Annotated in this window: 27 protein-coding genes and 2 riboswitches; of the genes, 1 reads left to right on the plus strand and 26 read right to left on the minus strand. The window is 47.9% G+C overall.

Going from position 1 to position 25307, the window contains the following annotated elements; translation table 11 throughout:
• Window positions 1-65 precede the first annotated feature (65 nt).
• The 5 genes from queE to L6H70_RS04625 all read right to left on the minus strand — a co-directional run bounded on the left by queE (window position 66) and on the right by L6H70_RS04625 (window position 3516).
• Window positions 66-788, minus strand: a complete 723-nt coding sequence (queE, locus tag L6H70_RS04605; protein ID WP_236330208.1) for a 7-carboxy-7-deazaguanine synthase QueE — start codon at window positions 786-788, stop codon at window positions 66-68.
• Entirely contained in the window at window positions 781-1263 is a 483-nt protein-coding gene (locus tag L6H70_RS04610) for a 6-pyruvoyl trahydropterin synthase family protein (RefSeq protein WP_236330210.1), read from the minus strand. The genes queE and L6H70_RS04610 overlap by 8 nt, the downstream gene beginning before the upstream one ends.
• Complete coding sequence (gene queC / locus L6H70_RS04615) at window positions 1263-1925, minus strand: 7-cyano-7-deazaguanine synthase QueC (RefSeq protein WP_236330212.1); 663 nt, start codon at window positions 1923-1925, stop codon at window positions 1263-1265. Before queC ends, L6H70_RS04610 begins: the two co-directional genes overlap by 1 nt.
• Before the next feature lie 33 nt (window positions 1926-1958).
• Window positions 1959-2459 (minus strand): preQ(1) synthase, encoded by a 501-nt coding sequence (gene queF, locus L6H70_RS04620; protein WP_236330214.1) that lies wholly within the window; start codon window positions 2457-2459, stop codon window positions 1959-1961.
• A 198-nt stretch (window positions 2460-2657) separates the two neighbouring features.
• Window positions 2658-2701, minus strand: a riboswitch (PreQ1 riboswitch).
• A 77-nt stretch (window positions 2702-2778) separates the two neighbouring features.
• Window positions 2779-3516 (minus strand): ZIP family metal transporter, encoded by a 738-nt coding sequence (locus tag L6H70_RS04625; protein ID WP_236330216.1) that lies wholly within the window; start codon window positions 3514-3516, stop codon window positions 2779-2781.
• 290 nt (window positions 3517-3806) lie between these two features.
• Between L6H70_RS04625 and ymzB the strand changes: the two genes are divergently transcribed.
• The gene (ymzB, locus tag L6H70_RS04630) at window positions 3807-4142 is read left to right on the plus strand and encodes a protein YmzB (RefSeq protein WP_236330218.1); all 336 of its coding nucleotides are present in this window, start codon (window positions 3807-3809) and stop codon (window positions 4140-4142) included.
• Between the two features lie 37 nt (window positions 4143-4179).
• Here the strand turns inward: ymzB and murB are convergent, their stop codons facing one another.
• From murB to L6H70_RS04735, 21 genes are all read right to left on the minus strand, one after another.
• Window positions 4180-5091, minus strand: a complete 912-nt coding sequence (gene murB / locus L6H70_RS04635) for a UDP-N-acetylmuramate dehydrogenase (protein ID WP_236330220.1) — start codon at window positions 5089-5091, stop codon at window positions 4180-4182.
• Window positions 5092-5301: 210 nt separating this feature from the next.
• Window positions 5302-6120: a (2Fe-2S)-binding protein gene (locus L6H70_RS04640; protein WP_236330222.1), complete on the minus strand. Its 819-nt coding sequence runs from the start codon at window positions 6118-6120 to the stop codon at window positions 5302-5304.
• A 38-nt stretch (window positions 6121-6158) separates the two neighbouring features.
• Window positions 6159-6965 (minus strand): ABC transporter ATP-binding protein, encoded by an 807-nt coding sequence (locus L6H70_RS04645; RefSeq protein ID WP_236330225.1) that lies wholly within the window; start codon window positions 6963-6965, stop codon window positions 6159-6161.
• 30 nt (window positions 6966-6995) lie between these two features.
• On the minus strand, window positions 6996-8030 hold the full coding sequence (locus L6H70_RS04650; RefSeq protein WP_236330227.1) for a FecCD family ABC transporter permease: 1035 nt from the start codon (window positions 8028-8030) through the stop codon (window positions 6996-6998).
• Complete coding sequence (locus L6H70_RS04655) at window positions 8030-9088, minus strand: FecCD family ABC transporter permease (RefSeq protein ID WP_423802769.1); 1059 nt, start codon at window positions 9086-9088, stop codon at window positions 8030-8032. The genes L6H70_RS04650 and L6H70_RS04655 overlap by 1 nt, the downstream gene beginning before the upstream one ends.
• Before the next feature lie 232 nt (window positions 9089-9320).
• A complete protein-coding gene (locus L6H70_RS04660) occupies window positions 9321-10277 on the minus strand; it encodes an iron-hydroxamate ABC transporter substrate-binding protein (protein WP_236330229.1) in 957 nt (318 codons plus the stop codon).
• Window positions 10278-10550: 273 nt separating this feature from the next.
• Window positions 10551-12368 carry an APC family permease gene (locus L6H70_RS04665; protein WP_236330231.1) on the minus strand — a complete coding sequence of 606 codons (1818 nt, stop codon included), beginning with the start codon at window positions 12366-12368 and terminating at the stop codon, window positions 10551-10553.
• A gap of 124 nt (window positions 12369-12492) precedes the next feature.
• A riboswitch (cyclic di-AMP (ydaO/yuaA leader) is annotated at window positions 12493-12650 on the minus strand.
• 228 nt (window positions 12651-12878) lie between these two features.
• Window positions 12879-13310, minus strand: coding sequence for a disulfide oxidoreductase (locus L6H70_RS04670; protein WP_236333126.1), 432 nt, complete (start codon window positions 13308-13310; stop codon window positions 12879-12881).
• Window positions 13310-14026 carry a DsbA family protein gene (locus L6H70_RS04675; RefSeq protein ID WP_236330234.1) on the minus strand — a complete coding sequence of 239 codons (717 nt, stop codon included), beginning with the start codon at window positions 14024-14026 and terminating at the stop codon, window positions 13310-13312. The genes L6H70_RS04670 and L6H70_RS04675 overlap by 1 nt, the downstream gene beginning before the upstream one ends.
• A gap of 133 nt (window positions 14027-14159) precedes the next feature.
• A complete protein-coding gene (locus L6H70_RS04680; protein ID WP_236330238.1) occupies window positions 14160-16076 on the minus strand; it encodes an ATP-binding protein in 1917 nt (638 codons plus the stop codon).
• Between the two features lie 55 nt (window positions 16077-16131).
• A complete protein-coding gene (locus L6H70_RS04685; protein ID WP_236330241.1) occupies window positions 16132-16287 on the minus strand; it encodes a hypothetical protein in 156 nt (51 codons plus the stop codon).
• Between the two features lie 19 nt (window positions 16288-16306).
• Window positions 16307-17623: a hemolysin family protein gene (locus tag L6H70_RS04690; protein ID WP_236330244.1), complete on the minus strand. Its 1317-nt coding sequence runs from the start codon at window positions 17621-17623 to the stop codon at window positions 16307-16309.
• A gap of 415 nt (window positions 17624-18038) precedes the next feature.
• On the minus strand, window positions 18039-18536 hold the full coding sequence (gerQ, locus tag L6H70_RS04695) for a spore coat protein GerQ (RefSeq protein ID WP_236330248.1): 498 nt from the start codon (window positions 18534-18536) through the stop codon (window positions 18039-18041).
• Between the two features lie 90 nt (window positions 18537-18626).
• The gene (locus L6H70_RS04700) at window positions 18627-19049 is read right to left on the minus strand and encodes a cell wall hydrolase (protein WP_236330251.1); all 423 of its coding nucleotides are present in this window, start codon (window positions 19047-19049) and stop codon (window positions 18627-18629) included.
• 182 nt (window positions 19050-19231) lie between these two features.
• On the minus strand, window positions 19232-19987 hold the full coding sequence (locus L6H70_RS04705) for an SDR family NAD(P)-dependent oxidoreductase (RefSeq protein WP_236330254.1): 756 nt from the start codon (window positions 19985-19987) through the stop codon (window positions 19232-19234).
• A gap of 147 nt (window positions 19988-20134) precedes the next feature.
• Entirely contained in the window at window positions 20135-20527 is a 393-nt protein-coding gene (locus L6H70_RS04710) for a DUF2500 domain-containing protein (RefSeq protein WP_236333128.1), read from the minus strand.
• 227 nt (window positions 20528-20754) lie between these two features.
• Window positions 20755-20931 (minus strand): hypothetical protein, encoded by a 177-nt coding sequence (locus tag L6H70_RS04715; RefSeq protein ID WP_167347614.1) that lies wholly within the window; start codon window positions 20929-20931, stop codon window positions 20755-20757.
• Window positions 20932-21094: 163 nt separating this feature from the next.
• Window positions 21095-21730 carry a pyridoxamine 5'-phosphate oxidase family protein gene (locus L6H70_RS04720; protein WP_236330257.1) on the minus strand — a complete coding sequence of 212 codons (636 nt, stop codon included), beginning with the start codon at window positions 21728-21730 and terminating at the stop codon, window positions 21095-21097.
• A 120-nt stretch (window positions 21731-21850) separates the two neighbouring features.
• Window positions 21851-23146, minus strand: coding sequence for a WD40/YVTN/BNR-like repeat-containing protein (locus L6H70_RS04725; RefSeq protein WP_236330259.1), 1296 nt, complete (start codon window positions 23144-23146; stop codon window positions 21851-21853).
• Window positions 23147-23172: 26 nt separating this feature from the next.
• A complete protein-coding gene (gene bcaP, locus L6H70_RS04730) occupies window positions 23173-24555 on the minus strand; it encodes a branched-chain amino acid transporter BcaP (RefSeq protein ID WP_236330261.1) in 1383 nt (460 codons plus the stop codon).
• Between the two features lie 41 nt (window positions 24556-24596).
• On the minus strand, window positions 24597-25223 hold the full coding sequence (locus tag L6H70_RS04735) for a LysE family translocator (RefSeq protein ID WP_236330263.1): 627 nt from the start codon (window positions 25221-25223) through the stop codon (window positions 24597-24599).
• Between the last annotated feature and the right edge of the window lie 84 nt (window positions 25224-25307).

The raw sequence follows: 25307 nt of genomic DNA on the forward strand, positions 1-25307 counted from the left end.
TACAGCAAAAAAGGGCATCTCAAACACCATCAAATGGTGCTAAGATACCCCTTTGTTCCCTGAAGTTATTTGCCCCGCTTGTTATACCAGATCAGCGCATGCAGCTGCGGCAGCACCCGTGCCCGGTTCATCTCCGGATCAGCGATCACAAGATTGAACAGCCATTCCAGCCGTCCTAAGAGACGTGCCGAGATGTCCCCCGGTTCCGTCACATTCTCATTCCCGGGCTGCAGGTAGAGCGGAACTCCTGGATAGCGCTGATGCACGCTTTTGGCATAGGCATAGTCTTGTTCGTCAAACACCACGACCTTCAGGCTGTGCGCAGCTTTACCTTGCTCCTTCAGCTTAATCATGATGCTGTCCAGCATCGCCCAGTCCGTCTTCATTCCCGAGCTTGGCGGCTTGGGGCTGATCGTCAGTGTATCGATCTCATAGAACCAGTCCTGCCAGCGGCTGCCCTGTGTTTCGATAGCGGCTTGAATGCCGCGCTCATGCAGCAGTGCAACAAATTCCGCCATACTGCTGCCGAGCAGGGCCGGATTCCCGCCGGAAATGGTTACAGAGTCAAAGTTCTGGCCGGCCAGCGCAAGAAGCTCATTCATAATCTCCTCCGGCTCCAGCATCCGTACAATATCCTTGGCAGAGCCATCCCAGGTAAAGGCGGAGTCGCACCAGCTACAACGGTAATCACAGCCGTAGGTACGGACGAACATTGTTTTGACACCGATCACAGCGCCCTCCCCTTGAATCGTCGGGCCGAAGATTTCAATTACCGGTATCTTACTCACAGTCACAGCCCCCGTACAGGCGGTAGGCAGGTCCATCCTCCGGGATATCTGCAGCAATTACCTCTGCCCAAGAGGTTGGCGTCTCCCACAGCTTGACTGAATACAGCGGCAATGATGCCTGTTTCAGTTGATAGGCCACATAGGCAGACATATTCTCTGCAGTTGTACGGAATCCGAGCAGCGCCACTTTAGAACCGGAATTCTGAAGAGTTTCCAGCACAGGCTCATTCCCCATCGCCAGAAAAGCATGGTCCAGACGGTCTACCAGAATTTGCTGCACAATCGCCTTAATGTCGCTAAAATCCACAACAAAGCCTTCATCAGAGTGCCCTGCTTCGGTTAAAGGTTTGCCTTTTAACACAACTTCAAGCTTATAGGTATGCCCATGCAGGTTGCTGCATTTGCCTTTGTGTCCGACCAGCTGATGAGCGGAATCAAAGGTGAATATTTTGCAGACCGATACTTCGCCCAGCATTATAGACCACCTTTCGTTTGTTCTGCCATGTATTGCTCAAGGCCGCGCTGACGCAGCAGACACGCCGGACAGGTGCCGCAGCCGCTGCCCACGATGCCGTTATAGCACGTCAACGTGTGCTCACGGATATAGTCAAAGTGACCCAGTTCATCGGCCAGCTTCCAGGTTTCCTTTTTATCCAGCCACATCAGCGGCGTATGAATAACGAATTCATAGTCCATCGACAGATTGAGTGTCACATTCAGGGACTTCACGAACACATCCCGGCAGTCGGGATACCCGCTGAAATCCGTCTGGCATACACCGGTGATGATGTTGGCATAGCCCAACTGTTTAGCCAGAATCGCGGCAAAGGACAGGAACAACAGATTACGCCCGTCCACGAACGTACTTGGCAGTTCCCCATCTTCTCCGGCTTCAATCTCGATGTCATCCCGTGTTAAGGCGTTAGGTGCTAGCTGATTGAGCAGTCCCAGATCCAGAATATGCTGCTTTACACCAAACTTTGCAGCAATCTCTTTGGCAACTTCAATCTCGGCTGCATGCCGCTGATTATAGTTAAAAGTAACTACCTGAACCTCTTCGAAGTGCTTAATCGCCCATACGAGGCAAGTGGTGCTATCTTGTCCGCCGCTGAATACAACGAGTGCTTTTTTATTCATTTTCCGTTCTCCTCTCCACTACTGCTCTGGGCCTTACCGATTATCAACTTTCTCCGGATACATATCATGATTCATCAGCCGGTGCTCGGCCATCGCTTCATACTTGGTTCCCGGACGTCCCCAGTTGCAGTAAGGATCAATCGAAATGCCGCCGCGCGGTGTGAACTTGCCCCACACTTCGATATAACGCGGATTCATCAAGGAGATCAGATCATTCATAATAATGTTGACACAATCTTCATGAAAATCACCATGATTACGGAAGCTGAACAAATAGAGCTTCAGCGATTTGGATTCAACCATCTTGATATCCGGAATGTAAGAGATGTACATCACGCCGAAATCCGGCTGCCCGGTAACGGGACACAGACTGGTGAACTCCGGACAATTGAATTTCACAAAATAATCACGGCCGGGATGCTTGTTATCGAAGCTTTCCAGGATTTCGGGAGCATACCCGAATTTATATTGTGTTCCCTGATTGCCCAGCAGGGTAACTTCCTGCATTTCCTCTTTCATTCTGCCTTCTGACATGACAAAAAACCCCTCTCTTTTCCTGCGGCTACTGCCGGATTCGGAAAGAAGAACGAGATTTCGAAAACTTGGCTCTACTAAGAAGACAAACCTCAAAGACACCAGGATACGGCATTCTCTAGCCGTCTGGCGGTCAGGTTGTTGTCTTATTGACGCATGGGCATAACATGATAAATATACATTGTCGATATGCACAAAGCGGCCTTAGTTTTTTATAGAGGGAGTTTGCGAACCTCTCCTGCGGCATATACGCAGAATTCTTCTTATACTTATACTAGCGTCTTGAACTATATCATGTTTCGCGGATCGCTGGCAACCCTCAAAGATGATCCAAAATTAGTGAACACAGCATACCTAGCGCGGCCATAAATCCGGTCAGCGGACCTCCCTCCTCATAGGCCTCCGGCATCATGCTGGAGGATACCATCGAAATGATTCCGCCCCCGGCAAAAGAGGCAATAATCGCCGTTGTATATCCGCTGGCATGATCCATAAAGCTATAGCCAGCACCCGAGGCGAGCGTCGAAATAACGAGTACGCTGAGCCAGAGCAGCATCACCTTAGTTTTGCTGTAGCCATCCTGTTTGAGTCCGGCCGTACTGGAGAGCCCCTCGGGAATATTACTGATAAAAATAGCAATAACTAACAGCAGGCTAACCCCCTGACCGGAGATCAGGCTGGCCCCGATCATGATGGACTCAGGAATCGCATCCAGCACCGTACCAGCAAAAATCGCCAGCCCGCTGCCATTTCCCTTGGAGCCGCCAGCACCTCTAACGGACCGTTTGCGTCCGGAGCCGCCTTTTCGCGAGATGTACCAGTCGAACAAGGTGAATACCAGCGCACCGGCTGTAAATCCGATAATGGTCGGGAGAAGTCCACCATCATTAGCGGAATCGTCCAGCAGCTCATAGGCGGCGGCTCCGATTAACACTCCTGTTCCGAATGCCATAATAAAGCCAATAAACTTTGTCCGGATAGGCAGAAAAAGCGCCATTAGCGCACCAATTAGTACAGCAGATCCGGAAACCGCTCCCCACAGGACAGCATTCAACATCAGCTTCACCTTCTACAGTCAATTTGAATTGCATAGAATGCGCATAGTAGTATTGTACACTCCTGAATAAGCAGGCAAACATTGCAGCCGTGTTCTTCCTCCTGCTTCTGTCAATGTACTATGAGTTTCCGGTGAGATTCATACAATAAATCATTAATGTAATTAATCAAAATCTTCAACGTTTATTGCCACAGTTGGCCGTTCAAGCTAATTTTACAAAATGGATTCAATTTCAATGAAAGGGGTAACTTAAAAATTATAATCTCCAATAACAAGGATGGGATCAGCCAATGGAACAAAACGTGCAAAAGCTTATGGAATGGCTTACCTCAGAAGTAAATGAAACGATTGTAATTACTAAAGAGGAGCTGAATGATTTGGATACGGTCCATTTCAGTTTAGAGAGCGTTGATTACCGGGATTCAGAGGATACCATCGATGATTATCTGGGCGACGCGCTGATCTTGAGAGGTTCGGGAAGCACCTTGAATGCAGATGGTGATCTTGTGCCGCTTCCGCAGCAAAGCTATGAAATCGCCGTAAGCGGTCTTAAGCTGCAGACAATTGACGCCGATAAAGTCGAGCTGCAGACGGACCGTGCGAAATATACCCTTACTTTGAGTTAAGCGATATAAAAGGCCGCGGGAATTCCCGCGGCCTGATTTATTCTTCTCCGATAATCTTCACTTCGGTCTCCAGTTCCACGCCGAATTTGTCTTTAACTGCAGCGCGCACGTGCTGAATTAGCCCAATGTAATCACTTGCGGTTGCATTATCCGCGTTAACAATAAATCCGGCATGCTTACGGGAAACCTCAGCACCGCCGATCCGGGTTCCCTGCAGACCGCTTTCCTGAATCAGCTGGCCGGCATAACGCCCTGGCGGCCGTTTGAAGACACTGCCGCATGAAGGATATTCAAGAGGCTGCTTTGACTCCCGCAAGTGAGTAAGCTCATCCATTGAAGCTTTGATCTGAGCCGGATCCCCCGGCTTCAGGGCAAACCGCGCCTCCAGCACAATATATTCTCCACTGGCAAAAATGCTGTGCCGGTACCCCCACTCCAGATCATCTCCTCGTAAAGTGACCATTTCACCCGATTGGTTAAGGGCAAGGGCACTCTCCAGTACATCCTTTACTTCTCCGCCGTATGCTCCGGCGTTCATATACAGAGCTCCACCGACTGTTCCGGGAATACCACATGCAAATTCCAGGCCTGACAGTTTTTGTTCCAGGGCATAATAAGAGGCATCAATAATCTTAGCACCGCACTGGGCAACAAGAAGCTCCCCTTGAATTTCTATTTGGCTAAGCTCCGAGGTCTGAAGGACAATCCCCCTTATACCGCCATCACGGATAATGACATTCGAACCGTTACCCAGAATGGTGAGCGGAATGTGATTCTCGCGTGCATATGTAACTATGGTTCGGATTTCCTCATACGAAACGGGCGCAGCCAGGATGTCCGCTTTGCCTCCTATTTGGGTGAACACATAAGATTTCAGCACTTCACCGCTTCTAACTACTCCAATGGGAAGCAGCTGCTGCAAATCTTCTTGAATTTTATTGATATTCATCGTTCATGCTCCTTTAACTACCTGAAAATGATGATCTACATATATCCGAAGGAAAAAGAATGGCATTAATCTATGCAGAATATACCGAGAACTCAGAGCCTAACTACGGCAACCACAACTGTAACAACGAACAGGCTCCCTTGTCAATGACCGGGAGCCTCGCTTGAAATTGTCCTATATAAATTATGCGGCAATTTCATAAAATATAATCTAAGCCTGTGCCGAAGCAGTGCTGTTACGGTATTCGGCTCTGCGTTTGGCCCGTTCTTCCTCTGTCAGCCGGGGGCAAGTATAGCAGTAGCTTCCCCCTTCTGTACGGTAGTAAAGGCAGCAGCGGTTGCGCATTTGGACCGTAGAAGCCGGATCAGCAAGTGCTTCCACCTTCCGTACCTTCACGTGGAACGGATTTCTCGCAAGCTGAAATACTGCTGCAGGCATTTCGTCCGTCAGATACTTGTAGTCAGCTTGTACGGTCTGCATAAAGACGCTATTATTGCCGTCGGCCAGCATTTCAATATAGTAATTGAATTTGGTTGGCAGCTGTCCCCAAATCTCACTGAGTCCAAGGCCTGAAACCTTAGATAATACACTCAGTAGTGGTGCTGCAGTTTCCTGATAGAATTGTGTTAACCTGCCGTTTCGCCAGCAGATCCGCAGCTCAGGATCCGTAGGAGCCGGACTGAAGTTCGATTCGTCTAAGGAAAAGGCTACCCGCCAGTATCCTTCAGCAGGAATGAGATGCACAGACAGGCTGGACAAGCTGACCTCTGGCATCGCAGAGTAAACAGAAATTGCGTACTGCACGGCAAGCGCCACGTTGCCGAATGACCCGGCGAAATAAGACGCCGCTACTTTGTCATCCAGCCCCTTGATCATTGGCCGGTAGCACTCTATAAAGGCCCTCATGCCCTCTTCACGGGCCAGCTCACTAGCGGCAAAAGAATACCTCGCACCCTCTGGTACTACGGGATGAAGATCAAATTTGCTGCCAAAATCTTTTATCAGTTCAGGTGTCTGTGCCTCATCCATAGTAATTCCTCCTTTGTTCCCTGCACCTTCAGCGGAATCTACAAACCAGCTGCCTTTGAGGCTGCAAGCTCATAAGGCAGGCACAATGGCACGCCGGTACGCGGATCTGGAACAATGTCACATTCAATACCAAATACTTTGCGTAGAACATCGGGTGTCATAACCTCTGCAGGAGTACCTTCACTGATTACCGTACCCGATTTAATCGCCACCATATGCTGAGCATAACGGGAGGCATGATTCAGATCATGCACCACCATGATGATGGTTCGCCCTTCTTCCTCGTTCAATTTCTGCAAGAGCTGCAGCACTTCCAGCTGGTGAGCCATATCAAGGAAGGTAGTCGGTTCATCCAGGAACAGAATATCTGTCTGCTGGGCTAGGGCCATAGCTATCCAGGCCCGCTGGCGCTGGCCACCGGAGAGGCGGTCTATCGGGCGATCGTGGAACTCCTCCATCCCCGTCACTGTAATCGCGTTTGCGATAATGCTGCGGTCCTCAGGCGTCATCGTTCCGAATCCTTTTTGGTGCGGATAGCGGCCATACCCAACCAGTTCGGATACCGTCAGTCCGTCAGGAGCTGTCGGATTCTGCGGCAGAATCGCCAACTGGCGGGCCACTTCCTTGGTGGATAGCGTATGAATCGATTTTCCGTCCAGCATGACACTACCGCTCTTAGGCTTCATAATCCGTGCCATGGTTTTGAGGATGGTGGATTTCCCGGATCCGTTTGCCCCTACCAGCGCCGTGATTTTTCCAGTCGGAAGCGACAAGTTCAGGCCATTAACAATCGTAGCCTCTGCATACCCAATGCTTAACTGTTCTGTGTTCAATCGTTCTGACATGATATCCACTCCTTACGAATTTTTATTATTTCAGGCCTTTGATCTGGCTAACAAATATAAGAAATACGGTGCGCCGATGATTGCCACAACGATACCGGTCGGTATCTCTGCGGGCTGCAGAATCCACCGGGCGATGGTATCAGCCGTAATTAACAGCAGAGCGCCCACTAATGCGCATGCCGGCAGCAGCACCTGATGTTTCGGACCAACCAGCCTGCGGGCCAGATGAGGTGCGATGAGACCCACGAATCCAATGCCGCCGCTTACGGCAACACAGGCACCTGACAGAATGACTGCTGCAGCCAACAGTAGAATACGTTCCTTCTCCACCGACAGCCCGAGCCCTGCCGAAGTCTGATCGCCCAGACTCAACAGATTAAGCACCCGGGACTTATAGAAGGCAAATGGAAGCAGAATGACAATCCAAGGCAAAAGCGCAAGTACAAACCGCCAATCCCCGCCCCATATTTTACCGGCCAGCCAAATCGACACGAATTGAAAATTCTGCGGATCCAGCCTTAAGGATAGAATAAGCTGGAAAGCGTAGATACCCGCTCCTACTGCAATCCCAATCAGAATCATTCTGGTGGGTGACAAGCCGTCTTCACGGCGATAAGACAAAACATAAATCAGTGCGGCAGTAAAAACAGCTCCTACCAGTGCCATCAGCGGAAGTACATAAATATGGGCAGCGGTTGTAGCCGGTACAAACGAGATAAAAATGATGACAGCAAATCCCGCACCAGCATTGATGCCCAGTGTGGATGGCTCGGCCAGGGCATTGCGCGACAGACCTTGCAGAATGCAGCCTGATACAGCAAAGCCTGCACCGACGAGTATTGAAATCACGATGCGCGGCAGCCGGAAATCAAACAGAATGAGCTTTTGCTGCTCAGTTCCGCCGCCAAGCAATGTATGTAAGACATCAAGCGGCGACAAGCGCATGAGTCCGGTATTCATGCTGATCACAAACATGACAATAATGAGTATTGCCAGCAGAGATATTATGGTGATGTCGCGGCTGCGTCGCGGCTTCACTGCGGGAGAGGCTTCGAATCGGTTCATTACAGCTCCCCCTTCCGCTTGCCTGCCAAATATACAAAAAACGGTACGCCGATAACAGCAATTAAAGCGCCAATCGGAGTTTCATAAGGGGCGTTAATAAGTCTGGCCGCAATATCAGCAAAAATAATCAGAAGGCTTCCCAGCACCGCCGAACAGGGCAGGATCCACCGGTAATCCACGCCGACCAGATATCGTGTTATATGCGGTATTATCAGCCCGACAAAAGCGATAGGTCCTACTGTCGAAACAGCCGCTCCTGCCAGAATCACGACGACAATCATTCCGGTAAATTGTACTAGCCTTGTGCGCTGCCCAAGCCCTGCCGCTACATCCCGGCCCAGACTTAGCAGGGTAATCGAGCGTGACAGCAGCATGGCGAGAATCAGTGCTCCCGTAATCCATGGTGTCATGATTCTAAGCTGGGTCCAATTGGCCCCTCCGATGCCGCCAGCCATCCAGAAGGCGATGTCTTGGGAAAGATGAAACAAAATTGCTACCCCTTGGCTCACGGCAAGTAACAACGCGCTTACTGCTGCACCTGCCAGAGTAAGCCGCAGCGGCGTCAGACCGCTGTGGGAAAGTGAACCTATCCCGAATACCAGAATAGATGCTGCTGCGGCACCGATGAAGCAATACAACATGATGTATAAAAAGGATGTCGCTGGCGCTAAGGCAAAGGTTAATGCTAACGCTGCGCTGGCACCTGCATTCAGGCCAAGCAGACCAGAGTCTGCCAGCGGATTACGGGTCATTCCCTGCATAATTGCTCCTGCGACGGCAAGACAGGCTCCGACTAAAGCGCCTGCCAGTGCGCGGGGAATCCGCAACTCCCTGATGATCTGATGCTGCTGTAGATCCGGGTTAAACCTGAATACAGCTTCCCAGACCGTTACCAGCTTAATATCTGCCGCACCTACCGAAACGGAAAGCGCGAGACCGAAGACCATTGCTGCAAGTCCGAAAAGTAAAATGAAAGCTGCCGCAGCTGGTCTAGATTTCAGCGGCATCGCTCCATCCATCTTTGTATGGTTAGCTGTAGAATGTGTAGATGCGGCCATAAGTCTTCCCCTTAATGGATTAAATTCAAGTCATCGATGATAACGAATATCAGTTGATTGATACTGTATATCATTCTCATTATCGCAAATAAAAGAAACATGTACAAGACTCCAAGGATCTCATGAAAAATTTGTTCTATTTTTCACAATACTCCTAAAAAAGATGCAGGCCTTATACCCGAAGGTAAAAGAACCTGCACATTTCCCGAGCGGTTGTGAAATTTCAGCTCACTTATTTTACAAGCGCGCTAAGTACATCATCAATCGTTTTGGAATTAGCATAAGCGCCGCTGTAGAGCCAGCTGCCGGATGCACTGAGTTCGGTAACATTTCCTGCCTTAACCGCAGGAATACCCTTCCAGATGGGTCCGTTCAGAATTTCTGATGCATCTGTTTTATCGCTGTTTACAAGGAAGATATGATCGGCAGTCAGTTCAGCCAGTTTCTCAAGTGAAATTGGATTCCAGGTCGCTCTAGAGTCAGCCGGAATCTCTGTTACAAGGTTAGGAAGCTTCAAGCCAAGGTCGCCGTATAATACAGCGCCACTGCTGCGTGTCTCATCCACAATAAAGAAGCTCTTTTGCACCAGCCACAGAATGGCAACGGATTTGTCACCGAATGATGCTGTAATTTTTTCCTTAGCATCAGCAGCCTTCTGGTCGTAGTCAGCAATTGCTTTTTCAGCCTCAGGAGTCTTATTCAGCAGGTCACCGATTGTAAGCAGCGTTTTGCGCCAGTCCTTGCTGATTTCATCGCCCAGTACATAGGTAGGTGCGATTTTGTTCAGCTGATCATACAGACCATTCTGCACAGTGCCTTCAGACTGGACGATATGGAAGTCCGGTGCGAAGCTGGTTACAGCCTCCAGCGGAAGATCGTAGCTGATTGTAGGCACATCTTTAAGCGCGTCGGACAAGTAGTCCTGAATCCCGTTTGACACCGACCATTGGGCAACTGGAGTTACCCCGAGTGTTACCAGATAGTCTTCCAGATAAGAACCAAGCACACGCTGTGGATTTGCCGGAACAGTTACTTTATGTCCCATGGCGTCAGTCACAGTCTTCTCCGCAGCCGGAGCAGCGGTTTCTGCCGGTGCAGCGGTAGCCTCAGCTGTTGCCGCAGGTGCAGCACTTGAATTAGCCGTATTGCCATTGTTGTTATTGCCGCAAGCGGACAATAAAACAGTCATAGTCAAGAGGCCGGCCAACACCAGCTTCCTACTCCCGGATTTCTTTTGATCAAATAAAAACATGTAATACCCCTCCTGTATATTTATCCTTTTTGGTCAAAGGTTTTTGGAATGCCTTCGCCTTAACTCTTTAAATGATATTGATTCTCATTATCTATGTCAATATATTATTTATTTCCCCATCTGTATACTGAGAATCAGATCGGTTAAATTAAATAAAAAACGGCTGCATCCGTGAAATACGGAAACAGCCGTCTGCTGGAATATACCTGTCTATTTGTGCAAATGATAGGGTACTGTCGCTACAACAATATCTTTTTGATTCATTAAATACGAGCGGATGAACAAGCTGGTCTGGTTATGCAGAATCGCCTGCCACCAATGCTTAGTGATAAACTGTGGAATCAGAATTGTAATATGGTCTGTCGAAGCAGTCTTCCACTCTACCGTATCGATAAACTTCACTAATGGACGGATGATGCTGCGGTAACGGGAACGAAGGACAATCAGGCGGACGCCCGGATTCCATTCCTCCCACTTTTGCTCCATCTTGTGAATCTCTTCTTCATCAAAACCAACGTAGACAGCGACCACATTTTCGGTCAGAGACTTCGCATAGCTGATCGAATGCAGCACGGCACGGGTAACACCAGCGACCGGAACTACTACTGTACTGCCCTTGATACACGGTTTATCTGTAGATGGGCAAATGCGCAGCTGATCTGCAGTATTCAGATAATGGCCGTGAATGCGGTGGAATACGATCATAACAACCGGCAAGAAGATGAAGGCCATCCAGACACTTGAGAATTTCGTAATAATGAAAATCAGTGTAATTGTAAGTGTAGTGAGCATACCCACTGTATTGACGGCGAATTTGTTTTGCCAGCCCTTTGGTCTATCCTTATACCAATGCACCATCATCCCAAGCTGGGATAAAGTGAACGGGATAAATACCCCTACCGCATAGAGCGGAATCAGGCTTTCTGTATTTCCGTGGAACGCAGCAACCAGTAATGCTGATAGCACTCCGAGAAAAATAATACCATTAGAGAAGCCCAGCCGGTCTCCGCGGACCATAAAGGCATGGGGCAGGTATTTGTCTTTGGCGAACATAAAAGCAAGCAGCGGGAATGCCGAATATGCCGTATTTGCTGCCAGGAACAAAATCACAGCGGTGATTCCTTGAATGAAGAAGTACAAACCGCCGCGGCCGAAAGTGGATTCAGCAATTTGTGAAACAACGGTTGCTTTTTCATCAGGCATTACTCCGTACCAGTAGGCCAGAAGGGTAATTCCTGTAAACATAATACCAAGGATAAGCCCCATCATCATCAAGGTTTTGGCTGCATTTTTTTCTGCCGGCGCCTTAAAGTTCGGGATCGCATTCGATACCGCTTCTACCCCGGTCAAGGCCGAACAGCCGGAGCTGAATGCCTTAAGCAGGAGGAACAGGCTGACGTTTGATACAGCGGACCCGATTTCAGGCACATTGGCATGAGCGCCGCCGGTCATGTATTTGAATACTCCGGCAATAATCAGGACAAAGATAGATACTACGAACAAATATACCGGGATTGCTATAAAAGAAGCCGATTCTGTAACACCGCGCAGATTGACAATTGTTAATAGTAATATAACGGATACCGCAATCAGTACAGAATGATCATGCAAACCTGGAAAAGCGGATGTAATCGCGTCTGTACCGGCTGAGGCACTAACCGCAACAGTAAGAATATAGTCTACCAATAAAGAGCCTCCGGCTAACAGACCGGTAGGAACACCCAGATTGCTCTTGGCCACGATATACGCCCCGCCCCCTTGCGGATAAGCGAAGATCGTCTGGCGATAGGACAAAATAAGTATGGCCAGCAAGCCCAGAACGGCTAATGCAATTGGCAGTGAGTACCAGATGGCAGTGAAACCTGCGGCCACCAGTACAATCAGGATTTGTTCCGTTCCGTAGGCTACAGACGAGAGCGCATCAGAAGACAGGACAGCCAGTGCTTTCACCTTGGATAACTTTTCATGATCGAGTTCGTTCGACTTCATCGGACGCCCGATCAATAGTCGTTTTACCTTGCTTACCATTGTAGTAACAGTTCCTCTCTTTGTGAGTTGAAACGGTAGTACCGTGCGCTGTTTTCATAGGCGGATTTCATAAATGCAGGCACAAAAATAAGCATACGGAAATGATCCGCATGCCTAGGCATGGTCATTATCCCACCCTTGCTTACGAGGTTAGCTGGCGGATTCGGGCTGTGGTAGCCCTACAGTTGCGGTCATTCTGGCCGCTTCCGATTCACCCCAATGGCCTTACGGCCAAGTTTGGTTCCCCCGTTTTCCCTTCGGAAAATTCAGCGCATATTCAACTTCTCACAAGGTCTAATGATAGTCTACAATGCATTTACAGTAAAGCTTTGAATCAAATGAAAAAAGAATGAAAAAACATCCAAAACACGCAAATCCAAGATCGGGGATAAGGTGATCTTTCATTCTCTTGCATTATCCCTCATTACCTTGGTTTTTGAGTGTTTTGGATGCTAAATGTGACAGAAAAATCAGGAATAATTTAGGCTTGAAATTCAGTCTACCCTCTGTCTATTCCGTCTGATCAGTCTTGCGTCCGGTCCACAGCAATATTGTGATCAGCACAAACGCTGTCAGAGCCATTAATGGAATTGTAATGAACCCCAATAAGTTAATATAATCCTGATTACAAGGAACGCCGACGGTGCATGGAAGCACTTTGCTCAGCGCAGGAATCTTCTGCTCGGCATAGTGATACAGTGAGATGCTCCCGCCAATAATACTTAATGGCAATACGTAGGGAATGATGCGCTTATCCCCCCGGTACGTGGCAATTCCAAGCAGAAACAGCTGCGGATACATAAAGATACGCTGGAACCAGCACAGCTTACAGGGTTCATATTTGAGGACTTCACTTAAGTACAAGCTACCGGCAACGGCAATGATGGACACAAACCAGGCCAGATACAGACAGTGGCGACGGCAAAAGGTAGAGAATTTCATCACTCGGCAACCACCGCTTCAGAAGCGACTTTGATCTGGGCGTCGATGGCTTCAATATTAAACGGTTCTTTAACCATCACTCCATTAACAAATACGGTTGGTGTTGAACTAACTCCGACGTTTTTAGCAAGATCAATATCGGTCTGTAATTCATCCATATAGGTCTTGTCTTCAATATCTTTGCGCAGCAAATCAAAATCAACCGGTAGGCTTTCCTTCCGGGCCAGATCCACTAAATAGTCTGTGGTCGCCCATTCCTTGTTCTCGTCGCCCTGATTGGCATAGAGAGCGTCATAATAGGTCCAGAATGCATCACTGTTCTGATGATAGACAGACAATGCGGCGAGTGAAGCTGTAGTCGAATCCGGGCCGATAAAAGCCATGTTTACAAAATAAAAGGCTGCTTTATCCTGATTCACATACTCCTGGACAATCTGCGGCTTAATAACACCGGTGAATTGAGCGCAGGCCGGACATTTAAAATCACCGAATTCGACGATTTTGACCGGTGCCTCCTCTTTTCCGAGTCTTGGAAGTTCACTGTAGTTAAAACTTACCGGCTCGGCGGAAGAACCCTCATTAGAATTGTCCTTTGCTGCCAGCAAATATAACCCTACAAAGATAATGATGACTAAAGCTATTGTGCTGACAATCAGGATTCTCGTTTTCTGCTTCTGCTGCTCCAGCTCTGCCTTACGTTTCTCCTGTTTGCTCATTTGGGGAATCGCGGCGGTTTTCCGTTTGTTTTGGCTCAAATGAGAGTTCCTTTCTGTCCATTAGGACTTATAAGATATGAATCATATAATTTAAAATTATATAATTAAACTTCTCACTTTGGCAAACAAGAGCTTACACGGCCTCCGGTTTCATTTGCCTCCCATTCTGTTCATTCTTATCCTGCACTTGTAGAAGCTCCGTCTCCGCGGACGGCAGCCTAATATTCAAAATAAACTCGGTACCTTTATCAACCTCCGACTCTGCCCAGATCCGTCCATTCATTAGCTCTATCAGCTTCTTACAAATCGCAAGGCCCAACCCTGTCCCTTGATACTGCCTGCTATTGGAGGCATCCAGCTGGGTGAACGGCTGAAATAGCAGCTCCAGTTTTTCCTGAGGAATTCCAATCCCTGTATCTTTAATTCTGAATGTTAATCCCTGGTCATTCTCTTGCACACCAGAGGATTCTACAGTTACATGTACCTCACCAAATGGAGTGAATTTCACGGCATTACCGATTAGATTCACCATAATTTGGCGGATCCTCAAGCTGTCTCCGATCAAATATTCTGGAATATCCCCCGATACCTGCAAATGGAGCTGCAGATTCTTTTCTCTGGCGGTTGCCTCAAACAAATGTATACACTCCTCCAGTAACACAGGCAGTTGGAAAGTTTCACTACGCAGCTGCATTCCATCTGACTCCAGACGGGAAATATCCAAAACATCATTTATGACATTAAGCAGCGCCTGACTGCTTTTATATTGCAGCCGCAGCATTTCCTGCTGATCCAGATCCTCAATATCCTCTGCCAAAAGCTGATTAATTCCAATAATCCCATTCAGCGGTGTTCTGATTTCATGGCTCATTATGGCCAGAAATTCACTTTTCATCCGGTCTGCGCTTTCCGCAGCTTCCTTGGCAATAATCAGCTCCTGTTGAAACTTAACAATTGCGGTTACATCCTCTGCAACGATATATACGAGCCGCTGTTTGTCATTGATGAGCGGAAAGACAGTGGTACTGCAGATCAGCCTTCCTCCGCTTTTTATTTTCACTGCAAATTCCAGCTTAGCAGAGTGCCCTTCCACCGCCTGCTTAACCGCTGCCTTAAGTAAGGCCTCATCCTTTGGAGTGCACAGGATCTTTCTGTAATCACCCAGCTCTTCCTTTCCATAACCGGTTGTTTGCCGCAATGAAGGATTGGCGCTGATGACTTTTTTACGGAACGGATCGATACAGAGCACCATATCCGGGCTGGATTCAAACAATGCCGTATACCGCTGTTCATTGAATTTTGCCGAGAAGAGGACCCGTTTACGGTCTTTATAAAGAAGAATCAGTACGATTAGTACGATTAATATAAACGATCCGGCAAGGATCATACCGAGGAATGAATCTGCCAGTAAGGGAGCTGTACTTGAATAACTGAGTGTCTCGTCTGCTGGAAATGACGCACCTGACATCACTGCATAATGTGTTCCTGTTAAGGTAGCGGTCAGTAATGATACAAGCATTATTTTTTTCGCCGTGAACATGTTATAGTCATTTTCTATCCATTTGGGGTTGTACGAAGCAGTAATTACTGGAACAGCTAAAGAGAAAACAATGGACAGCAGGACAGAAAGCTGGCTCTGCTCATAGTCACCGGCAAACTTCATAGACATAATTCCGCTAAAATGCATGATGAGAATACCACTGCTGAACAATATACCGCCAAACGCCAAATAACCCTTGCTGCGTGTATAAGGACTACCTAGGAGCAGAAGAAGCGCGTAAGACGCGGCTATGGACACAACCAGGGACAGCAGCAGCAACGGAAGATCATACGATACCGTGATCTCCAGTTTCATAGCCCGCATGCCGATATAATGCATACTCCACATCCCAGTACCCAGAATGCAGGATATTATAAAGATAAAGCGATACCCTCGCTTTCCCCGAACCAACCGCTCTGCCAGATCAAGGGTAGCAAAACAGGTAAGTAATGCTATTACAACGGAAAAGAGGACCAGCAGCTCACTGTAATGATTCTGATGATGCAGCATTCGCCCCTCCCCCTTTCTTCTTCAGTAATGTAAAAGTATACTATTTACACTACCTTTACCCGACAAGAAACGGCACGAATCGGCCAAATTGGATCATAGCATGGTCAATTTTATCAAAAAAAAGAAACGGAATACTCTCCCAAGGAGATAGTATCCGTTCCGTAAGGCCGTTATTTACTACAAAAGGCACAGCGTAATTGCTCAGCGCCATGCCTCATGTAGATATATATTTACGCGCCGGCTTCCTCCGTCAACAACTGCATCTTCAGCAGTTTAATTCGGGAAATCCGTTTGTTGTCTGTCTCGTCCACCACAAACAGATGGCCGTCAAATTCGAAGGTCTGACCTTTTTGCGGCGGATTAACCTCCAGCTTGGAATACAACCAGCCGCCGATAGTATCATAGTCGTCCGTCTCCATATGAAGTCCCAGCAGGTCATTAATTTCTTCAATCAGCATAAGACCATCAATAGAGTATTCATCCTCCCCCAGCTTCTCAACGCCGGGACGTTCTTCATCGAACTCATCCTGAATCTCTCCGACAATCTCTTCCATAATGTCTTCCAGGGTAACCATGCCCGAAGTACCGCCATACTCATCAATCAGAATAGCAATTTGAGTCTTGGCACGCTGCATTACCTTAAGAAGAGCACTAATCTGGATCGACTCCGGAACCGTAAGAATAGGACGAATCAATTCATTGTACTTCGGAGCCTGCTCACGGATCATATCCTTAATATGAATGAATCCGAGAATGTGATCTTTATCGCCGTCGCAGACCGGATAACGGGTTCTCATTCCATCAAAGGCGATTTCCAGGTTCTCCTCTGTAGAGAGATGGCTGTTTAAACAGATCATTTCAGTACGGGGAATCATGATCTCCCTTGCCATAGTATCAGCAAATTCAAAAATATTGTCTACCAGTGTCATTTCGGTATTGTCGATGAGCCCGCTCTTATTGCTCTCCTGCATGATAATACGGATCTCTTCCTCGGTGTGCGCTGTTGCCAGCTCCGAAGCCGGTGACAAGCGGAAAATGCGAAGCAGTCCCCGGGCCAATCCATTCACGATCCAGATAAACGGATACATGATCCGATAGAACACATTCATGGCTCCCGAGGTTAGCAGAAGTACCGCTTCCGCTTTGTTCACAGCAATGGTCTTGGGTGCAAGCTCTCCAAGGACAATATGCAGAACCGTGATAAACATAAAGGCAATAATCAGTGAAATCACATAAACGGCTGTATCGCCAAAGCCTAAGCTTGTTACAAGGGGCCCCACAATCGTGGCTACTGCCGGTTCTCCAAGCCACCCCAGAGCAAGCGAGGCAAGCGTGATGCCCAGCTGGCAGGCGGACAGATAAGCATGCAGATTGTGTACAATATTTCTTGCTGCGAGCGCTCTTTTGCTGCCTTCCTCAATCAGCGATTCAATGCGGCCACTGCGTACCTTGACCATTGCATATTCTACCGAAACAAAAAAGCCGTTAAACAGCACAAGCAAAATAATAAGACCTACATGTAATATACCGGGTAAAGGGTCGCTCAATTTATACTCCTATCCACCGTCTCCTCATTCGGGCGGATAGGCCCACCTCCTTCGTTTGTTCAAAATGTCAGCCTGTATACCGTCAGCTGTTCCTTTCAGAATCAATTTCCCAATGCCTTCATCTCCTGACTGAAATCACGAATTTATAAATATATACAATATTATATTATTACTCGCAGTACAAAAACAGGTCTAAACCATTGTAAAATATGATCTAGTTGTCTTTCTCTGGGACATCCCTACCCCAAAACGTATAAAATGAAGACATCTGCGTAAAACTTTTAATATATATGTTAAATCCTCAGAGCCCGCCCCGTCAACTTTTGTGCTCTAGTACCAAAGAAACAGCAGACCGCCTTGAAGGGGGTCTGCTGTTTCTTTGAATTGTTTTCTATGGATGGGAAGCAGAAGTAAATTAACGCCAGTTGCGGGTTGGCGGATTGCCTATAACCCCTGGATATTGGTAAACGAGCGGTTCATCGAAGGTTGCGTAATCGAAATTGACCATCAGCAGTACGGTCCGCTGACCGGTAGTCGGATCGCTGATAATGATGTGATCACGGCCGGCTGCTTCAAGAACGCCTTTGTATATCTTAGCATTCCACTCTTTGTTGTTCTCATATGTGTAATAGAAAGTACCTATCTTACCCAAGTTAAGACGGAAAATATTCTCGATATAGGATTGTTCGAAGACCGGGGCGGTTGTCGGCATCACCGTTCCAGTCGGAGTCATCGGACTGCCGCTTGTAACTTGAGGCGGGACAGTTCCCATTGTACCCATAGTACCCACAGATCCCATAGAACCCATAGTTCCCATTGATCCCATAGTTCCCATTGACCCGGCTGGCATCATGCCACCGGAAGCGTTGCTGCCCATCATATAAGTAACGGGACGGTAAGGTTGACCTATCATTTGTAAAAACCTCCTAATAGTTGTTAGCCAGGGAGACAGACTCTCGAATTACTTCCTATCAGTCCGCCTGTCTCCTGCGGGCTGCGTTGCCTAGTAAACAGCCGGGCAATCTCCAGCAGTCGGGGTAAAGAAGCAGTGGGCTTTGTAGCGTCCGGTATTTCTCTGGTTATACCACTCGGCAGGACAAGCTCCCACAGGACGGAAGAACCATAAGGCATTGGAAGCCGGCCAGGTTCTTTCACCTCCTACAGCTCTTTGGGCCAAGCGGATATCCCTATCCCGCGCCCGCTGATAGAAATATCCCTTCTGCGGGGCTTCGAAGCCGCCCGGACTCTGGTACACCATATCATTCACATTGCGAATGTTTTTGAAGTCCAGACAATTGCCTAGAATCCGGTTCACACCTACATTGCCAACCATCAGCATGCCCGATTCCCCATCCTCTTCGGCCTCAGCCCTCATGAGCCGCGCGAGCACCCTTACATCTTCTGAGTTCGCTTTGATGACGGCCACGCTTTCTCCTCCTTGTACTTGATCCGTTAAGGTATCCGTATTCCGGACCGCATGACCGGATTTCCGGTTAACCTGCTTCACAAGCATCCACTTTTCTTAACTGCTCGCTGTATTGTATGTGCATCCGCCTAAGAGGTGACAGTCAGTGCCCAATTTCTTCCCGGGACTTTTATTAGATTGATTTAGGGTTCATAAATCATTTTACGGGTCATACCTCCATCAATCACCAGCTGTGCGCCGGTAATAAAATTATTCTCCGGCTCCGTTAAATAAAGACAGGCCCGGGCAATGTCTTCCGGCTTACCTACCCGTCCGGAAGGATGCTGTCTATGGTCAATCTCACGCAGCTGCGCATAATCACCGGTCTCAATCCAGCCGGGACTGATACAGTTCACTGTGATCCCGTCCTCCCCTAATGTGACCGCCATGGCATGCGTTAAGGCTGAAATTGCTCCCTTGGAGGCCGCATAAGCTTCCGTATTAGGCTCAGACATTAACGAACGGGTAGAAGACAGATTCACAACAGCGCCTCCTGCTGCATTCTTACGCATGATTTTAGCTGCCTCACGGGTGGCCAGAAAAACACTCCGGGCATTGGTGTTTAGCACCTTGTCCCATTCATCCGCTGAGAGCTCGTACAGCGTCTTGATGTGCGCATTGGCAATCCCCGCATTATTTATCAGGATATCGATGGTACCGTATTTGCGGGCAGCATGGTCGACTAAGTCAATAATCTGTCCCTCTATACTTACATCACAAGCCACGAATTCAGCAGTTCCGCCGGTTCGTGTGATTTCCTCCGCTGCTTTCTGCCCAAGAGCTGCATTCAGCTCTGCAATAACCACATTTGCACCTTCAGCAGCATAAGCTCCGGCAATTGCTCTGCCAATACCATGACCGGCACCGGTAACAATAACTGTTTTATCTGCATATTTCACGAGGTTGATTCTCCCTTCAAAAAGTTAGCTTAGCATAATATAAATATCCCCTTGTTCCAAAACCGGAAACAAGGGGATTGTACAGCAAAACGTATTATATAGTAAACAAGACGCCATAAGCTCAGCAGCTCTTTTTGAAGACAAGATCTATTCCGCAGTAGAGTAATGAGGATGCCGCTGAAAACCATGGTATCTTGTCCCCTGGTATGTCAGTAATCCTTTATCCCCTTCTGCACTCATTCCATATTCATTCCCGTCCACCTTGAACTCCATCCGCGCACCATCCTGAGCTTCATAGGTTAAATAATAGGTCGTGCTGGTGCGGCTGGTCTGGCTTTCATCCTGAAGCTGCTGCTGGCGGACTTCACTGCGTTTGCTGACGATACGGGCGGGGATGGTCAGCAAGGGTGAACTGTTGTTGCGGCTCCATTGAAACAATCCCCTGCCCACAGATACAGCAGCTATGCCAATCATCACGACGAGGAAAATCGGTATCACCGTTCCGGTAAGATCAAACATCCAAGAAGGATCCGAGCCCATTCCCATGACTTATTCCCCCTTAATCCCCAAATACTTGCGGCTGCTCCCTGAATCTCTCCAGGGTGCTTCTGTACATGTATATGCCCTTAGCCGCAAATACAGCATCATAAAAAAGAAAATCAGGGACATGGCAGCTGCAATTCTATAAAACATAAACAAAAAGACCACGTTGCCCTCAGTTTCGAGAACATATGTGGTCTTTGCAATCTTCTATTTGTTCTAACATATTAAGCATGTACAAGGTCAAGGAGTTGTTTGGTTTCGTTCTCTTCAACTGGAAGCATACCGTTCTCAGCCCAGCAGGCTCTGCATTGTTCTTCGGTTTCACACAGGTGGGCATCATCGCAGTTATAGCACAATTGCAGCAGGTTTCTAGTCGTATAATCCGTTTCAAAAGTTGTCATTGTAATCGCTCCTCTTTGGGATTAAAGTTTGTGAAAAAATGAACTTGCTTTCTATGTGTTAAATATATCACAGGATTTGTCGTTTGTCATGTGATTTTTTTCACATTTTTAAAGAAAATTTTAAATACGTTTTTTTGCTTAATCATCTTTAGTTAAGTTAGGTTTAATACAACCGTTTTGTATAGCTTTCGTTCAGCGACTCCGCTACCTTCTCTGCACTCATACCAGGCAGCTTCACATGATCAGCTATCATCTGAGCAATATTCGGCAGCTTCTCTTTAGACATCCATGATTCAGGATTCCAGAGGCTGGAACGTTTAAGTGCCTTGGCGCAATGACTATAGCACTCCTCTACTTCTATCACAATCCCGACAAGCGGATTACGGCCATGGGATTCCATTTGCTGCAGCAGTTTCTCGTCCTTGACGATATACGCCCGGCCGTTCACCCGCAGAGTCTCTTCCAGGCCCGGTATCATAAAGATAAGACCAGCTCTCGGATTGGATAAAAGATTCCGCAGGGAATCCATTCTCCGGTTGCCCGGCCGTTCAGGAATGACTAAATGTCTGTCATCCAGAACAAGTACAAATCCGGGGGCGTCACCCCGGGGAGATACATCACAACGTCCCTCATGGTCCGAAGTAGCTATCATTAGCAGCGGCGACTGGGAGATAAACTGCCGGCAATGCCCGTCGAGGATATTAATCACTTTGTTTTTAACGAGTTCGCCCGGGTATCCGAGTATAGCGCGCAATTCTTCTTCCGTTTGGATAGTCTCAAAGTCAGGCACCGTCTTCACTCCGTATGTACGAATTTATAATACAGAATCTTCCTGCCCATTATATCACATAGAACGTGAACGATTGAATGCTTCAAAAAAAGAAGGCTGCCTGGGCAGCCCTCTTTTCGATCCGCAACACTACATAACCCGCCAGCTGACGCCTCCATTGGTTGTCTGCAGCAGTATCGATCTGCGGTCCACTTCTTTTTGGATGAGAAGCCAGCCTACATCGTTTGAGATGAACTGGAGCTTCACAATCTCCGGATATTCCAGCAGCTTGGATTGAAGTACACTGCTAGCAGGCAGTGATGTCCAAGTCTGACCCTGGTTTACCGTTTTGTACATCAGATTTCCATTCAGGATCCAGCCGACATCAGCATTTAAAAAAACAGGGGGCAGATGGCGGTTGACTCCAGTCTGGCTGCTGAGTGCAAAGTTTACGAATTTCCAATTGTCTCCACCATTCGCTGTAAAATAACCATTATAGGTAACGCTGTTTTTTTTATCAATTTGACAGGCTACCGGAAGCCAGCCGGAGGTGTTATCATCCCCGAAAAACTCGGGTTCGCCGGTAATGACCTTATCGCAGCCTTCCCATTCTTCATTCACCAGAATTTCCGGTCCCGGATTCCAGGTTGTCCCGCTATCACTGGTCATATAAATTTTGGGCAGCGCACCCGTCTGGAGTGTCACAAAGCCTCGGTTCATATCCTTGAAAATCATTCCTGTTATAACCCCTGCCATAGGAATTGAATTGTTAGGCAGATTCGGATTATACTGCTCGTTCTGCATTACCATATTCCAGGTTGCTCCGCCATCCGCAGTAACGTACAAGGCCTTGCTCTCTTTGGTGGCATTCGCATCCCATGAGGTCATCAGCCAGCCGTTCTGCGGTGAATTAAAATAGATGGACGATATCGTATTTGAATCGGGAAAGGAAGATACTTTCCAGCTCCGGCCGCCATCTGTCGTACGCAGCACCACTGTCTCTGTCATGCCAAATGCACTACGGATAATCCAGCCGTTACTCGGATCCGTGAAAAAAATCTCTTCGCCGTAAACCGGATTGGACAGGAACTGCACATTGGCAGATGGTGATATATTAGCCCATGTCCCGCCGTTATCCCTGGTCATATAGAGCCGCAGCTCATTTTTGGTGACGCCCCAGGCAAGACCCACCGATGGATTCAACAGCCGGAAATCAGTCAGCCGGGTCTGAATTTGATATTTGGGTGCACTCTCATTCGTTACGTTCTTGGCATCCCCAGGTGTAATCAGGGTTATCGTCTGCCCCTCTTCCGGCGCTTCCGTCGGCTGTGGGGGCTGTGATGGCTCAGGGACCGGGGATGAAGAGCAGGCCGAGAGGATCAGCAGGATCATGAGAAAAGCAATCGCTGTTCTCAGAAGCTTGAAGCCTGTTGTTTCGGATGACAAGACTCTCTCCCCTTTTCGTATCTTGATTATTTTCGATTCAACTTACTGTGCTTGTATCCGTAGAGCCAATAAACCAGCAGGCCGATAATCAGCCAAAGGATAAAGCCGATCCAAGTCTCTCTGCCCAAATTATACATCAAATATCCGCAGGCTGCTGCACTTAGCAGCGGGATGAACGGTACCCATGGTACTCTAAAGCCTCTTTTAAGGTCTGGGTGAGTCCGGCGCAGCACAATAACACCTAGTGATACGACCAGAAACGCAAACAATGTACCGATACTGGTCAGATTAGCCAGCCGGTCAAGCGGGACAAAGCCGGTCAATACCGCAATTATCCCTCCGACCACCCAGGTGCTGCGTACAGGTGTATGTGTCTTCGCACTAACCTTGGATAAAACCTCCGGCAGCAGACCGTCCCGTGAGATGGCGAACAAGAGCCGGGTCTGGCCAAACAGCAATACGAGCAATACCGTAGTCATACCGGCAATAGCGCCAACTGAGATTAATCCGGCAATCGTATTCTGATTTACGAAACGTAAGGCGAAGGAAACCGGATCACTTACATTCAGGCTCTGGTAAGGTACAATACCGGTTAATACCAGAGAGACGGTAATGTAGAGAACCGTACAGATCGCAAGCGAAGAAATAATACCAATCGGTAAATCCCGTTGGGGACGTTTGACCTCTTCAGCTGCAGTGGATAAGGCATCAAAACCAATATAGGCAAAAAATACGGTGGCTGCCCCATTCACAACCCCCTGGAAGCCGAACGGGAGAAATGGTGTCCAGTTTTCCGGTTTCACGTAGAAAACGCCGGTAAAGATGAACAGAAGCACCACAGATAATTTAATTACAACCATAATAGCATTGAACCTGGCTGTTTCTTTGACCCCCCGGGTTAATAAATAAGAAATCAGCAAAATAATTATCACTGCGGGTAAATTAATAAAAGTTCCTTTGTCCGCATTATAAGCCCCGGAGAGCGCCGTGGGCAAATGTACTCCGAATCCATCCAGGAGTCCCTGAAAGTAACCGGACCAACCGCTGCTAACCGCCGCAGCCGCAACTCCATATTCGAGTACCAGATCCCAGCCCAGGATCCAGGCCAGCAGTTCGCCAAAAGCAACATAGCTGTAAGCATAAGCACTCCCGGATACCGGAAGTGTAGAGGCGAACTCTGAATAACAGAGTGCTGAAAGTACACAGGCGAATCCGGCCAGTACAAAGGACAATACCAGTCCGGGTCCGGCATGCTGTGCAGCTGCAACTCCTGTCATAACAAAAATGCCGGTGCCTATAATCGCTCCTACACCGAGTGTGGTAAGATCAAGTGCCCCCAAGGTTTTGCTGAGTTTGCCGGCATTGTCACTAAGAGGTGCAACCAGCGGTTTTTTGCGGAATAAATCCATACTTCTTTTCTCTCCTGTCGATAGTAGATGTGTGTGTTGTGCTAGGGTGAAGTAGTCAGCAATTTGATGCCAAGCCCTATAAAAATAACTCCGGCAGTAAGATTGGCACCCTCTTGCATACGGGGCTTCTCCAAAAACTTACTGCTGAATGCACCTGCAAAATATGCAAGCAGTCCAAAAATCAAAAAAGTCAGAATAATGAAGACCAGTCCCAGCACTACCATTTGCAGCGGTACAAAGCCGTGATCATAATTCACAAATTGCGGCAGAAAGGTGAGAAAAAAAATCGCTACCTTCGGATTGAGGATATTCATCAAGAGCCCTTTCCGCAGCAGTGCACGCTCGTCCTTCTTCTCTCCTGCCTTCAGCACCATTGCCGTTTTGCGGTATTTCAGGGATTTAAAAGCCAAATTGAACAAATAAACGGCTCCGGCAATTTTGAATACCGTAAAAATCACCGGTGATGTAGTCACAATGATCGAGATCCCTAGTGCAGCGGCCAGGGTATGTACAGTGTTCCCCAGTGCCAGTCCGGCAGCTGTATAAACACCCGCCCTGCGTCCATTCGTAATCCCCTGAGTCACGGCAAAGATGAGATCCGGTCCAGGAATCAAAATCAGCAGCACTGCGGCTCCAATGAACAAAAACAAGGTGGATATCGTAAACATAATTCTCCCCCTTCTGCCAAATATTATAGTTAGCATGCCCGTTTTCGGGTAATGGATTAAAAACAGGATGCTTGAAAACACTAT

Source organism: Paenibacillus auburnensis, from assembly GCF_927798115.1.
In the GTDB taxonomy this organism is placed as follows: Bacteria; Bacillota; Bacilli; order Paenibacillales; family Paenibacillaceae; genus Paenibacillus_AQ; species Paenibacillus_AQ auburnensis.

Bases quoted from the DNA above. Each gene is read 5' to 3' on its own strand.
- L6H70_RS04610 (WP_236330210.1), bottom strand. From the start codon at position 1,263: ATGCTGGGCGAAGTATCGGTCTGCAAAATATTCACCTTTGATTCCGCT.
- queF (WP_236330214.1), bottom strand. From the start codon at position 2,459: ATGTCAGAAGGCAGAATGAAAGAGGAAATGCAGGAAGTTACCCTGCTG.
- gerQ (WP_236330248.1), bottom strand. From the start codon at position 18,536: ATGATAGGTCAACCTTACCGTCCCGTTACTTATATGATGGGCAGCAAC.
- L6H70_RS04735 (WP_236330263.1), bottom strand. From the start codon at position 25,223: ATGTTTACGATATCCACCTTGTTTTTGTTCATTGGAGCCGCAGTGCTG.
- bcaP (WP_236330261.1), bottom strand. From the start codon at position 24,555: ATGGATTTATTCCGCAAAAAACCGCTGGTTGCACCTCTTAGTGACAAT.
- ymzB (WP_236330218.1), top strand. From the start codon at position 3,807: ATGGAACAAAACGTGCAAAAGCTTATGGAATGGCTTACCTCAGAAGTA.
- L6H70_RS04655 (WP_423802769.1), bottom strand. From the start codon at position 9,088: ATGGCCGCATCTACACATTCTACAGCTAACCATACAAAGATGGATGGA.
- L6H70_RS04675 (WP_236330234.1), bottom strand. From the start codon at position 14,026: ATGAGCAAACAGGAGAAACGTAAGGCAGAGCTGGAGCAGCAGAAGCAG.
- L6H70_RS04710 (WP_236333128.1), bottom strand. From the start codon at position 20,527: ATGGGCTCGGATCCTTCTTGGATGTTTGATCTTACCGGAACGGTGATA.
- L6H70_RS04665 (WP_236330231.1), bottom strand. From the start codon at position 12,368: ATGGTAAGCAAGGTAAAACGACTATTGATCGGGCGTCCGATGAAGTCG.
- L6H70_RS04715 (WP_167347614.1), bottom strand. From the start codon at position 20,931: ATGACAACTTTTGAAACGGATTATACGACTAGAAACCTGCTGCAATTG.
- L6H70_RS04625 (WP_236330216.1), bottom strand. From the start codon at position 3,516: ATGTTGAATGCTGTCCTGTGGGGAGCGGTTTCCGGATCTGCTGTACTA.
- L6H70_RS04670 (WP_236333126.1), bottom strand. From the start codon at position 13,310: ATGAAATTCTCTACCTTTTGCCGTCGCCACTGTCTGTATCTGGCCTGG.
- murB (WP_236330220.1), bottom strand. From the start codon at position 5,091: ATGAATATCAATAAAATTCAAGAAGATTTGCAGCAGCTGCTTCCCATT.
- queC (WP_236330212.1), bottom strand. From the start codon at position 1,925: ATGAATAAAAAAGCACTCGTTGTATTCAGCGGCGGACAAGATAGCACC.
- L6H70_RS04660 (WP_236330229.1), bottom strand. From the start codon at position 10,277: ATGACTGTTTTATTGTCCGCTTGCGGCAATAACAACAATGGCAATACG.
- L6H70_RS04685 (WP_236330241.1), bottom strand. From the start codon at position 16,287: ATGGCGCTGAGCAATTACGCTGTGCCTTTTGTAGTAAATAACGGCCTT.
- L6H70_RS04645 (WP_236330225.1), bottom strand. From the start codon at position 6,965: ATGTCAGAACGATTGAACACAGAACAGTTAAGCATTGGGTATGCAGAG.
- L6H70_RS04650 (WP_236330227.1), bottom strand. From the start codon at position 8,030: ATGAACCGATTCGAAGCCTCTCCCGCAGTGAAGCCGCGACGCAGCCGC.
- L6H70_RS04680 (WP_236330238.1), bottom strand. From the start codon at position 16,076: ATGCTGCATCATCAGAATCATTACAGTGAGCTGCTGGTCCTCTTTTCC.
- L6H70_RS04640 (WP_236330222.1), bottom strand. From the start codon at position 6,120: ATGGATGAGGCACAGACACCTGAACTGATAAAAGATTTTGGCAGCAAA.